Genomic DNA, 12,859 nt, shown 5'->3' with positions numbered 1-12,859 from the left:
TGTCAAAGCGGAAAACGGGCGGCGAAACAAGGAAATGAGAGTGGGGGACGGCCGGTGGAAGGGGAAAGTGAGAGTAGGGCGGCTGGAGGCGAAGCGGAGGTGGCGGCGCTGAACGTGGAACGCGAGCGACTTCCGGATCCCGCCGAAGGCTTGCGGTTGGAGCGGGTTACATATACGAGCCAAGGGCTGCGAGTGAAAGGGTACCTCATGACGGGGGCGGACGGAGGCGCCAGGCCGCCGCTCATCTATTGCCGAGGCGGCATCCGCGGCGTCGGCATGGTGCGCGTGGCGCGGCTTGTGACGCTGGCGCGACGCGGGTACACGGTGTTTGCCCCGTTCTATCGGGGCAACGAGGGCGGCGAAGGCCGCGAAGACTTCGGCGGCGACGACCGCCACGATCTGTACGCGGCCGTGCGGCTCGTCCGCGCGCTGCCGGAGGCCGAGCCGCTCGCGCCGGCGCTGATCGGCTTCTCGCGCGGCGCCATGATGGCGCTGCTCGCGGCACGCGAGTGCGAGGGCGTCGGCCCGGTCGTCGTGTGGGGCGGCGTCAGCGACCTCCGCCTCACATACGACGAGCGCGTCGACCTCCGCCGCATGCTGAAGCGCGTGGTCGGCCACCCGCGCAAAGACCCGGCCGCATACGAACGGCGTTCGCCGGTCGACTGGGCCGAAGACATCCGCTCGCCGGTGCTGATCATTCACGGCTCCGTCGACGAACACGTCGGCGTAGAGCATGCCTACCGGCTCGCCGAGGCGCTAAGCGCAGCGGGCAAGCCCTACACGCTCAGCATCTACGAAGGGCGCGGTCACGTATTCCCGCGTGAGGAGGACGAACAAGTGCTAGACCACCTGTTCGAGTGGATCGAGCAGGCACGGCGTACTACAACGAGATAGACTGGCGTTTGGTTCAATAGTACAATAATAGGAAATAAGCTTGCCTATAGCGGCAGGGGAGCGTACTATGGCTAATCCAAGAAACCAGCCGGTCCAGAAGCCCGGTCGGGTCAAAGAGCAGATGGATTCCTACGAGCCGGTCGACAGAACCTTGCATAACCCGTTTATCGAAGGGCGTTATGAGATCATTGAAGGGGTGCGGTACGATCTATCGCCGGCTCCAACGGTGTCGCATCAAAAAGTGATCGCTCAGCTTCATCTTGCAATTTACGCAACATGTCATACGAACGGAACCATCCTTTTCGCGCCTCTTGACGTTTACCTGGATAAGGACAACAGCTTCCAGCCGGATCTCGTCATGGTGCTTCACGAGCGAGAACATATCATCAAGCCTGCTCGAATTGAAGGAGCTCCCGATCTGGTCGTAGAGATTTTGTCGCCGAGCACCAGCAGCAACGATAAAATCCGGAAAAAGCGCCAATACGAAAAGCATAAAGTTTCCGAATATTGGATTGTTGATCCGACACACTTTACCGTCGACCAATTCGTGCATCAAGGCGACAAGCTGTTGTTAAGCCACTCGTATGGCGTAGATATCGGCGACGTGCTGACCTCGGAGAGGTTCCCGTGCGTTTTTGTCGAATTGGACAAGCTTTTTGCAACGGTTCGCAAGCCATAATAATGTCGTTCTACTTAAACCGTCCGGCTTTCAGCGGCGGTTTTTCCTTTTGTTCACAGCCGCTCGCTGCAAAAGTCAATATAGTTGTGAAACTGGGCAATATACTGTTAAGCCCGCTTCACCCTGATCCACTATAATGAGTGAAAAAGCAACTCTACATTACAAACGAAGATGAGGTGGTCACCGTGGCCGAAAGTACAGCCATCCCGTCGGCTCAGCCGCGTCCGCGCCGCAAAAAATCGATCCAGGGCCGCGAGACGCTGGCCGGATTTCTATTCGTAAGCCCCATGCTGATCGGGGTTACCGTCCTAACCATCCTGCCGATCCTCGCCACCGTGCTGCTCTCATTCGGCGATTGGAACTTCGTTCAAGGCTTCAATGGCTTCAAGTGGGTCGGGATGAAAAACTTCGACCGCCTGTTCCAGGACGCGACGTTCCTGAAGTCGCTGCGCAATAACGCGATATTCTTGCTCGTCGTACCGATCTACTTGGCGATCTCGATGGCACTCGCGATCATTATCGACAAATTCGTCTACTTCAAAAGCTTCTTCAAAGTCGCTTACTTCATGCCCTACATCTCCAGCGTCGTGGCGGTAGCCGTCGTGTGGCAGGTGCTGTTCCACCCTTCGTTCGGTCCGATCAACCAGTTCCTGATGGCCATCGGTATCGAGAACCCGCCGAAGTGGATTGCGGATCCGTCCTTCGCGCTCATCTCCGTGATGACAATCTCGGTCTGGGTGTCGATCGGCTTCAACATGATCGTCTACTTGGCCGGTCTGCAGTCGATCCCGAAGGATTTGTACGAGGCGGCTGAAATCGACGGAGCGAACCGTTGGGTGCAATTCCGCTCCATCACGTTCCCGATGCTGTCGTCGACTTCCTTTTTCCTGCTTATCACAGGCATCATCTCCACCTTCAAAGTATTCGACTTGATCGCGGTGCTGACGCAAGGCGGACCGGCAGGCTCGACGACGATGATCGTGTGGTATTTGTACGAAACGGCGTTCATCAACCTGAAGATCGGCTATGCCTCCTCGATGGCCATCGTGCTGTTCCTGTGCGTGTTCATCATTACGATTCTGCAATGGATCGGTCAGAAAAAATGGGTAAATTATTAAGAGAGGGAGGCCGATTCCGTGAAGCCGCGCATTGAAATACCGAAAGTTATCGTCACAGCGATTATGCTGGCCGGCAGTATCGCGTTCCTGCTTCCTTTCTTCTGGATGCTGTCCGCTTCGTTCAAGCTGGAGGGGGAAGTGTTCACCTACCCGATTCAATGGCTTCCGGAGCACTGGAACGCTTGGGCCAACTACAAGGAAGTATGGGTCGGCAAGTTCCCCTTCTACAAATATTACTGGAACTCGATCAAGGTAACGGTCGCCACGACGGCGATCTCCGCCTTGGTAAGCGCCATGGCCGCCTACGGCTTTTCGAAGGTCCAATTCAAAGCAAGCAGCTATTTGTTCCTGATCGTCCTTGCCACATACATGGTTCCGAGCCAAGCGATCTTGATCCCGCAGTTCATTCTGTACCGCTACATCGGCCTGTTCGACAGCCATATCGGCTTGATTCTGCTTAGCAGCTTCAGCGTCTTGGGTACTTTTATGCTGCGGCAGTTTTTCATGGGCATCCACAACGAGTTCATCGAGTCGGCGAAAATAGACGGAGCGGGTCATTGGACCATTTTCACGAAAATTGCGCTTCCGCTGGTTAAGCCTGCTATCGCCACTTACGCGATTCTGCGCTTCATCTGGACGTGGAACGATTACCAGAATCCGCTGATTTTCCTGCGGACCGACAAGCTCTATACGATCCAGCTCGCGATGCAGAAGTTCACTTCCATCAACGGAGCGTTCTATTCGCTCATCATGACGGCGGCTGTGTCTGCCATTATTCCGCTCTTGATTATTTTCGTCATCGGTCAAAAAAGTGTTATTGAAGGAATCGCTACCGGAGGCGTGAAAGGGTAAGCCTTGGCCAGCCTGCCACCATCCGGGTGTCAAAAAAGTAACAAAACTAGTCAAGATTGAAGCATGGAATCGAATTCAAAAATGAGTACACTAAACACACAAACAGCTTCACACTTTAGGGAGGGGTTCCTGGTGTTCAAAGGAAAATGGATGGCAATAGCAAGCACAGCGGTTGTAGTCAGCATGCTGACGGCGGCTTGCGGCAATGGCGGAGACGGTACCTCGGGCAGCACTACATCGCCTGGCGGCAGCACACCGCCGAAAGAACCGGTAACGCTCAAGCTATACACGTTCGGCAATGAAGTCGGCTACAACTGGACCGGTACGATTCCGGCGTTCGAGAAAGCGAACCCGGGCATCAAAGTGGAAGTAGTCGTTCTTTCCGAGAAAGGCGACTCGCAAGAATCGCTCAAGAAGCTCGACCTCGCTGCCGCTTCGGGCGACACGATGGACGTGCTGATGTTCTCGGACCCTGCTTCCTACGCGCAACGTATTTCCCTCGGCATGGCGGAGCCGCTCGACAGCTTTATCGCCAAAGACGGCAACTACAAAGTGACCGATGAATACAAGGTCGACACGACGCTGAACGGCAAGGTTTACGCGTTGCCGGGCAAGTTCAATCCTTGGTATGTGCTGCTGAACAAAAATCATTTGGATGAGGCCGGCTTGAAGGTGCCGAAGGACTGGACCTGGGACGAGTTCATGACGTATGCCAAAACCTTGACCAAGGGCGAAGGCGCTACTAAGCGTTACGGCACGTACTTCCACGGTCCGCAAGGCGGCGGCTGGATGGAATTCATGAAGCTCGCGATGGGCAACCAAACGACCGGCACCGAGTTCCTCAAAGAGGACGGCACATCCAACCTGGACAGTCCGCTGTTCAAGAAAACGCTCGAAATGCGCGTGAAGATGGAGAAGGAAGACAAATCCGCCACTCCTTACACCGATATCATTTCGCAGAAGCTGGCTTACCGCGCGCAGTTCTTTAACCAAAACGCCAGTATGCTGCTCATCGGCAGCTGGATGAATACCGAGCTTGGCGGTACGGATCAGTTCCCGCTGAACTTCAATGTCGCAGTTGCTCCTTATCCTAAGAACGCTCCTGGAGACGCAGCCGGTCTGACTCCGGTTACGACCGACTATGTGTCCGTAGCGGCCAGCTCCAAGCATAAGGAAGAGGCTTACAAATTCGTTCGCTGGTACACGACGGAAGGTCAAATCGTACAAGGCAAAAACATCCCTTCGTGGAGCAAGGTTAAGGACAGCGACATGAGCGCGATGATCGACACCATTTTGTCCAAAACGAAGAGTCCGGAGAAAGTCGACAAAGCTTCGCTCAACTCCGTATTGGCGATGTCCAAGGCGTCCAAAATTATCCCGCCTGCTGCTTACCAGTCCGAAGTGTTCAAAGTGATCAACGAAGAATATGAGCTGCTCATCTTGAATAAACAGGACATCGACACTACAATTAAGAAAGCTAAAGAGCGCACGCAAAAAATTATCGACAGCAACAAGAAATAAACGGAAATACTACCAGGGTGCTCGAGCAATCGGCACCCTGCTTTTGCATTTTGGCGAGGTGATGGCTTGCGATGCTCCGCTTGAGGCGGTTGTTCTCCTTCTCTTCTTTTCGTTCTAAGATCATGCTTGTCTCGCTGCTCTGCCTGCTGCTGCCTGTGCTCATTTCCATAAATGTTTACAACGCTTTGACTCGGGAAGAGGTCAAGGAGCAGGCGATTGCCAATGCGCAGGAGTCGCTCCGGCTAGTCGAGGGTTATGTAAGCAAGTCGCTCCAGGGAATGCTCGCGGCGGCGAATTTCGTGCAGCTGGATTCCGATATGAGCATTGCGCTTAAGCGGCTTGCCTTCTTCGAGCCTGCAGGCGAGACCGACGAATATGAGAAGTTCAGTCTACGAGATCAGGTGTTGGAACGAATCTCTACTCCATGGAACATCGGCGGAAACTTGTTCATTACGATTCGTCTGATCAATGGCGAAGCGCTGGCCAACTACAGCCTGGCCGATTACGCTCCGCAGAAGCTGTACGAGGAGCTATGGACGCCGCAATGGGGCGAGCAGATCGGCTATCAGTCCTATTGGATCGGTGGCAGGCTGACGCCTTTCATTTTCGAGAAGTCCAGAAGCCCTTATCAAATTTCGCTGGCCCGTACGCTGCGCGATGCGACGGGGCGCGTGTTCGGCTATGTTATCGTGACTATGCTCGAAATCGATGTGAATCAGCAATTCGTGAAGCTGGCCGCCGGCCAGGACATCGCGCTCGTCGATACCGGCGGAACCATCGTCTCGCATGCTAACAGCTCCCGGATCGGGTCGCGGTTCGAGTATGCGGATGCCACTCCCCGCTCGGGGCTGGCTTCTACGATTGCGCATATCGGCGACCAGGATTATTTGGTGACCGGTATTGCGTTGCCTTTCACCGAATGGAAGCTCGTTTCGCTTCGGCCGTATGCGGAGGCGGCTTACAAAATCAACTCGATTTTCAATCGCGTCTTTCTGTTCCAGGTCGTCTGCGCGGCTGTTTTCTTGCTCCTGCTGATGGTTCTGATCCGGCGTATCACCGTGCCGCTTGTGCGATTGGGACAAGTGGTGAAGAAGGTCGAGATCGGCAATCTGGAGGTTAGGGCCAAAATAAGCGGATCGGACGAGGTCGGCCATCTGGGGCGCTCATTCGACCGAATGCTGGATCGGATTCAGGAGATGATCGAGGAAATATCGGTCAATCAGACCCGCAAGCGGGAAGCGGAGATGGCGATGCTGCAGGCGCAGATCAATCCGCATTTCCTGTTCAACGTGCTGAACTCGATCCGGATGAAAATATTGCGGAGCGGCGACAAATCAAGCGCCGACATGCTCACCTCGCTGGCCCGCCTGCTGCGCATGACGATCGATCCTAAGAAGGAGAACGTGTCGTTCGCCGATGAGATTCAGATCGTGGAGGATTATGTGCGGCTGATGAACATGCGGCAGAAGGAGTGGGCGGAGCTGCGGGTGGAGATTGGCGGCGTGTATGGTGAAGCTGATGGCGGGGCTGGGGAAGTCGACGGAGCTGCGAGTGAAGCAGATGGTGAGGTGCTTAGGCTGCCCGTACCGCGTTTTTTCCTGCAGCCGATTATCGAGAACGCGATGATCCACGGCTTGAATCAGCGCGCCGGGTTGATCCGTCTGACTGCGGTGAGGGAAGGCGGGTTCTATGTCGTGAAGGTGATCGACGACGGCTTGGGCATGGATGAGGGGCAGTTGGAGGCGTTGCGGAGGAAGCTGCTGTCCGGGGAGCCGGATGGAGGACACCGGCAAGGCTTCTCCGGCATCGGCGTGTCGAACGTGTACGAGCGAATGCGGATGCAGTTCGGTCCTTCATTCCGCATGGAAGTGGAGAGCGTGCCGGGCGAAGGGACTACGGTGACCATGAGGATTCCTGTTAGGGACGAGGAGGTGAAACTGAATGCTTGATGTGATGATGGTGGACGATGATTATCCGGTATTGGAGCTGTTGTCCGAAGCGATTCCCTGGGGACGGCTCGGCTTGCAACTGAGCGGCGTATATGAGAACGGAGCGCAGGCGTTCGACGCGGCGACGACGGCCGCTATGCCGGATATATTGATAACCGACATCGGCATGCCGAAGATGGACGGGCTCGAGCTGATCAAGCTGCTGAAGGAGCGCAAGCCCGAGCTGCGAGTGGTGATCCTGTCCTGCCACAGCGAATTTCAGTATGCCCAACAAGCGCTTAAGCTGAATGTGCAGGACTACCTGGTGAAGGAGACGCTGGACCCGGAGGAGCTGGCCAAGGTGCTGGAGGAGCTGAGGACGGGACTGGAGCGCGAGCGCAAGGTGACGCAGCAGCATGTCCAGCTCGAGCTGCAGGTGAATCGCGGCCTTGAGGCAGTGAAGGAGAGGTTCATCCGCAACACGATTCACCAGCCGCTGCTAGGCCCGGAGCATTGGCGGCAAGAGGCGGAGGCGGTCGGCCTGCGCCTGGAGGCGGGTTGGTGTTTGCCGATCCTTGTGTATGTCGAGACGTATCGCTCTGTCTTGAAACGCTTCGTCTCCGAAGAGACGCTGCGCTTCGCGCTGTCGAACGTCATCGGCGAAGTGACCGCGGAGCGAGCGCCGGGCGCCGCCGCCTTCGCTTACAGTGCGAAGGAATGGGTGCTGCTGCTGCCGCATGAGGCGGGGTTAAAGCGCAATCCGGTGCAGCAGGCGACCGATCTCGCGCTGTCGATCCAGTCGGCGCTTCGCCGCACGCTGCGCATCGGCACGAGCTTCGTGCTCGGCGGCAGCGTGGAGACACCGGAGACGCTCAAGGCCGAGCTGAACCGGCTGCTCGAGACGAGGCGGCGGCGTTTCTATTGGCCGGCCGGCACGATCGTCAAGCTGAGCGCGGCCGAGGCGCCGTTCAGCACGGACGATTTGTTCGCGCAGTACGAGAGCCGCAGCGAGCAGTTCCGGTCGATTCTGCTCGGCAAGCGGGTGGAGCAGCTCGACCCGGCCGTTCGCGAGCTGGCGAGCTACTTGAGCGCGAAGCGGTTCGCGCCGGAGCAAGTGCGCGACTGGCTGCTGAAGCTGCTGCTCGACCTGCGGCTCAAGCTGCAGTCGCTGCAATATGCGAAGCCCGTCTACTCGGCGGACATCCTGCACGACGAGCTGCTTGAGATGGACACGCTCGACGAGCTGAGCGATTGGCTGACCGAGTATTTTCAGTCCGCGATGTCGTTTGCCGAGGAAGCGAAGGGCCATGCCCGCCGCAGCGAGGTGGTCGTGGCGTTGGAGTACGTCTCGCAGCATCTCGACAAGCGCATCGGGCTGGAGGAGGTTGCCGAGCATCTGCATTTGAACACAAGCTATTTCAGCCGATTGTTCAAGAAGGAGACCGGCCGCACATTTATCGATTATGTGACGCATGCCAAGCTGAATCGGGCCAAGGAGCTGCTCGATCAGACGAATTACCCGATAGGGAAAATAGCGGAGCTGCTCGGTTACGACAATTTAAGCTATTTCATCAAGCTGTTCAAGGCGCATCTCGGCGTTACTCCGGTTGAATACCGGGGGGCAAAAGGGAGCTAGATTCGGATGCGGGCAATGGAGAGAGGGCTGATGCAATCATTGCCTACCTCTCTCCTATTGTTGAAGAAACCTATTGTTGATAGAATAAAAGGGCGATAGAGAATCATTTTCAATAAATGAGATCGCTTTCATTCTGGCGCAGCATAAGGTTTCTGCTACTAGACCAAAGAGGTGGACGCTTGAACAATTGGATCAGAGCGGTTGGCTGGAAAGGGTTGCTGGCCGCGCTAGTATTGTCTCAGCTGTGGTTCCTTCATATATTTGTCCATCATCCGGCCGGCGGCATTATTGTGACGGATCTGGAGCAAGGCTCCGACCAGGCGGATACGACGGTGCTTCTGAGGGGGAACGAGCTTATGGAAGTGTCCACAGCCGGCGTACATAACGCCATGCGCTACGACGTCTTCGCCATAGGCGGAGGGATCGCGTGCTTCGCCTTCGCCGCCCTCCTATTCCGGCGTATGCGGCACTCGGTTTCGGCGCGGTACTTGGTATTTTTGTTCCTGACGATCGGGATCACCTTCATGAGCTTGGTCGCTTCCATCCGAGGCGACGCGCTGGGGAAACATCTCGTCTCCTCGGCGCTGGTCGCGCTGCCCGTCCTGTTCCTGCATTTGCTGTTCGTCTTCCTGAAAGAAAAAGCGAATCTCACGCTTTCCTTCCGCTTCATCCGCCTGCTTGCGTGGGTAACCGCCATCTCGTTCGTGGCTCGGTTCACCTACTTTATGGATGACGATCTAGCCCGTTTCGTGCATCGTATCGATTCGGTTTTCGCTCTGCTTATGCTCGTTATCTCGCTCGCCTACTGCTTCGGTATGCTATTCCGGCTCTATGTGAGACACCGCAAGGAGACCTCCTACGCGTCCATGCTCATCCGCACGATTTGGGTCTCTCTGCTGCTGTCGTTCGCACCGCTGGTGATTCTTTCTTTTATACCGATGCTTCTGGACTTTTCGCCGATTCTCGATCCGTTGTATAGCAGCTGGTTCCTTTTGTTTTCTCCGCTATCGTTCGCCTATTTGATTGTGACTCGTCAGTTATTTGACCTGGGGCTCGTTTTCCGCCGTATTCTGCTCACTGTGATGATCGCCGCGTTGCCAAGCGCCGGGATGACGCTCATTACGCGAATTCTCGCCCCGAACGATATGACGCCTTCGCGGCTGGCGATTGAATTTCTGCTTTTTTTGCTGGTGCTGAGCTGCATCTTGTATTCGCTCGAATATTTCACGACGAAGCTGGAGCCGACGATGTTTCCGCGCAAACATTATTTGCAGAAGGCGCTCCGGACGATAGCGCGAAGCCTGGGCTCGGTGTCCAGCTTCCGGCAGCTGAAGGATCTGTTCCTCGTCGATATCGTCCACTCGTTGCAAGTGTTCGGCGGGGCGATCGTCTTCCAATACAAGGACTCGCTCGAGATTATCCATGAAGGAGTAATCGAAGAGCAAGAAGTCAGAAGGCTTGTCCGGAAAGGAGAAAGCGAGAGCGATTCGTTCACGATCCTCGAGATCACCCGGCATGAGGAGTTCACGAGCTACCTCGTCATGACGCCCAAAAGGACGAACACCAAGCTCGGGCTGGAGGAGCGGCAATGGCTGAACTTGATCATCACGTACCTCTCCGTGTCGCTCGAGAACATTCACCTGATGCGCAAGCTTACGGAACGGCTGGAGCAGCTGGCCGGGCAAATGCCGAGCGAGCAAACGGCCGTCGACCTCGTCTGGTTCCGCAAGCTGATGTTCGAGCTGCAGGAGAAGGAGCGGGTGCGCATCGCCGCCGACCTGCACGATACGACGATGCAGGATTTGTTTTTCCTGAAGGGCCGGCTTCAGTCGATTCTCGAGCACTTCCCGTTCACCGGTTCGGAACTGCAGCAAATTCGCAGCATGATCGACTACATCGACGTCATCCATTCGAACCTGCGGCAAAGCTGCTTCGAGCTTCACCCTTATTTGCTCAAGGAGATCGGTCTCGTGCCGACGTTGGAGAAGCTCGTGCGGCTTGAGAAGGCGATCGCTCCGTTCGACATCGAGTTCTATACGGTCCAGCCGGCGATTATTGAGCGCACCGATCTGGAGACGAAGCGGCATCTGTTCCGCATCGCGCAAGAATTGATCAACAATGCCAAGAAGCATTCGGATGCCTCCCGCATCCGCCTTTCTCTGAGGGGGAGCCATGCGCAGATCATTCTCGATTATGAGGACGACGGGATCGGGTATGAGCCCGGGCATCAGACGGTCACGCAGGAGATCGGCAGCTCCGGTATCGGGATGGCGCAGATGAAGAGCCGCATCCTGTCGCTGAACGGCCAGTACGAGCTGGAGACGAGCCGCGGCAACGGGTACAAGTTCAGAGCCACATTTCCACTGGGAGAGGTGCAGACAGCATGAGCCGAAGATTGCGCGTTCTGGTAGTAGACGATCACCCCCTCATGGCGGAAGCGACCAAACAGCTTCTGGAGCAGATCGACGATATTGAAGTGGTCGATGTGGTGCACAATGGCAGGAGCTGCATGGCTGCGGCGGACAAACACAAGCCCGACATGGTATTCCTCGATTACCAGCTGCCGGATTTAGTCGGGACGGATGTGACCCGGCAATTGAAAGCGAAGTTCCCGGATACGCATGTTATTATTTTCACGGGGGTCGACGTCTCCGACATGGTGAACCATTTGCTCGAGCTGCAGGTGAGCGCCATCATCTCGAAGGGGACGACCCGGGCGGCGATCAAGAGCACGATCGGGTGCGTGCTCGAGGATCACATCGTCATTCCCCGCTCCTCGATGCAGAAGCTCAGTCTCGCCGGCACGGGCTATCAACAGCAGCTGACGGAGGACGAAATTACGATCATGACTTTGATTCTCAGAGGAGCGACCTTGGATCAGATCGCCGAGAGGATCCATACGAGCAAGCGGTCGATCGACAACTACCAGCGGCGCATCTATGACAAGCTCGGCGTGGAGACGCGGGCGGAGGCCATTGAGAAATTCATCAAGAGCCGCTACTACACGCCGGACACCGGCAAGTCCCAACCCTAACTGTACAGCGCTTTTGTGGATTTTCCCCTCTGCGAACCGTCCTTCTGCTGGTCAGAATGGCGGTTTTTTATTGGGCATTCGGCAAGATATGTTGAGAATCATCGATTGAAAGCAATTATTGTAATGAATATCATCCTATATTGCATTATAATGAATCTAAGCTTGAACCTATGAAAAGGGTTACATCCATGATGGGAAGGAAGAATCGCATGGCCTTACAATCCGCAGAAGCTCCAGGGCAGCAAGTGCCGCCAGTATACCGGAAGAAGAAAGTAAGCTTACTCGCTCGCCTTTGGAAAGAACGATTCATTCATATGCTGGTTCTCCCGGGGTTGTTGTATTTCATTATTTACAGGTATATCCCTATGGGTGGTCTGGTAATTGGATTTCAAGATTATTCGGTCTTTAAGGGGTTCTTAAGCAGTGACTGGGTCGGGTTGAAGCACTTTAAAGAGCTGTTCAGCGATAAAGAAGTTGTAAGGGTCATCTTGAATACGCTTTACCTGTCGTTCCTGATGCTTGCTGTGGCTTTTCCGGTTCCGATCGTGCTGGCAATCATGCTGAATGAAGTCAAGTTCGAGCCGTTCAAGCGGACGATGCAATCGGTTCTCTATTTGCCGCACTTTTTCTCTTGGGTTATTGTGGTCAGCCTTGTGACCTTGTTCCTGAAAGGGGAAGGCATTCTCAATAACATGCTTGGCGACTGGTTCGGAATCGCTCCGATTCAATTCCTGATTAAGCCGGATCTGTTCATGCCGCTGATTGTTGCGGAAGCGATTTGGAAGGAAAGCGGTTGGGGCACGATCATCTATTTGGCGGCCATCGCAGGCATCAATCCTGAGTTGTATGAAGCGGCCATTGTAGACGGTGCAGGGCGTTGGCGCAAAATTTGGAATGTTACGCTCCCAGGCATGCGCCCCACGATCGTTATTCTCATGATTCTTGCCTTGGGGAACGTGCTGGACTCCGGCTTCGAACAAATCTTTCTGAACTTGAACGCGTTTACGAAACAAGCGGGCAACGTACTGGATACTTACGTTTATTTCAAGGGGATCCAGGATGCTCAATTCAGCTTTGCCGCAGCTGTAGGGATGTTTAAGTCGGTAGTAGGGTTTGTGCTCATCATAGCTGCCAATAAATTTGCGAAGCGCATGGGTGGCGAAGGGTTGTTCTAAACCGCACGCATCGTTACAAGGA

10 protein-coding genes are annotated in these 12,859 nt (G+C 55.3%); all 10 read left to right on the top strand.

Annotation, left to right across the window (positions count from 1 at the left end; all coding sequences use genetic code 11):
* Positions 1-99 precede the first annotated feature (99 nt).
* A complete protein-coding gene (locus tag PKO02S_RS02450; RefSeq protein WP_373865178.1) occupies positions 100-894 on the top strand; it encodes an alpha/beta hydrolase family protein in 795 nt (264 codons plus the stop codon).
* Positions 895-961: 67 nt separating this feature from the next.
* The gene (locus PKO02S_RS02445) at positions 962-1,573 is read left to right on the top strand and encodes a Uma2 family endonuclease (RefSeq protein WP_127579499.1); all 612 of its coding nucleotides are present in this window, start codon (positions 962-964) and stop codon (positions 1,571-1,573) included.
* A 176-nt stretch (positions 1,574-1,749) separates the two neighbouring features.
* Complete coding sequence (locus tag PKO02S_RS02440; protein WP_373865180.1) at positions 1,750-2,691, top strand: carbohydrate ABC transporter permease; 942 nt, start codon at positions 1,750-1,752, stop codon at positions 2,689-2,691.
* A 63-nt stretch (positions 2,692-2,754) separates the two neighbouring features.
* A complete protein-coding gene (locus PKO02S_RS02435; protein WP_174819869.1) occupies positions 2,755-3,543 on the top strand; it encodes a carbohydrate ABC transporter permease in 789 nt (262 codons plus the stop codon).
* Positions 3,544-3,675: 132 nt separating this feature from the next.
* Complete coding sequence (locus PKO02S_RS02430) at positions 3,676-5,064, top strand: ABC transporter substrate-binding protein (protein WP_373865177.1); 1,389 nt, start codon at positions 3,676-3,678, stop codon at positions 5,062-5,064.
* Positions 5,065-5,135: 71 nt separating this feature from the next.
* Positions 5,136-7,013: a sensor histidine kinase gene (locus PKO02S_RS02425; RefSeq protein ID WP_127579497.1), complete on the top strand. Its 1,878-nt coding sequence runs from the start codon at positions 5,136-5,138 to the stop codon at positions 7,011-7,013.
* The gene (locus PKO02S_RS02420) at positions 7,006-8,628 is read left to right on the top strand and encodes a response regulator transcription factor (RefSeq protein ID WP_127579496.1); all 1,623 of its coding nucleotides are present in this window, start codon (positions 7,006-7,008) and stop codon (positions 8,626-8,628) included. Before PKO02S_RS02425 ends, PKO02S_RS02420 begins: the two co-directional genes overlap by 8 nt.
* Before the next feature lie 179 nt (positions 8,629-8,807).
* On the top strand, positions 8,808-11,015 hold the full coding sequence (locus PKO02S_RS02415; protein ID WP_164821256.1) for a sensor histidine kinase: 2,208 nt from the start codon (positions 8,808-8,810) through the stop codon (positions 11,013-11,015).
* Positions 11,012-11,662, top strand: a complete 651-nt coding sequence (locus tag PKO02S_RS02410; protein WP_127579494.1) for a response regulator transcription factor — start codon at positions 11,012-11,014, stop codon at positions 11,660-11,662. Before PKO02S_RS02415 ends, PKO02S_RS02410 begins: the two co-directional genes overlap by 4 nt.
* 209 nt (positions 11,663-11,871) lie before the next feature.
* Positions 11,872-12,837, top strand: coding sequence for an ABC transporter permease (locus PKO02S_RS02405; protein WP_127579493.1), 966 nt, complete (start codon positions 11,872-11,874; stop codon positions 12,835-12,837).
* Positions 12,838-12,859 lie beyond the last annotated feature (22 nt).

It is taken from the genome of Paenibacillus koleovorans NBRC 103111 (genome assembly GCF_004000845.1).
Classification (GTDB): Bacteria; Bacillota; Bacilli; order Paenibacillales; family NBRC-103111; genus Paenibacillus_AA; species Paenibacillus_AA koleovorans.
Note: the sequence above shows the minus strand (reverse complement) of the source record. Positions and strands in the feature narration are given on the sequence as shown.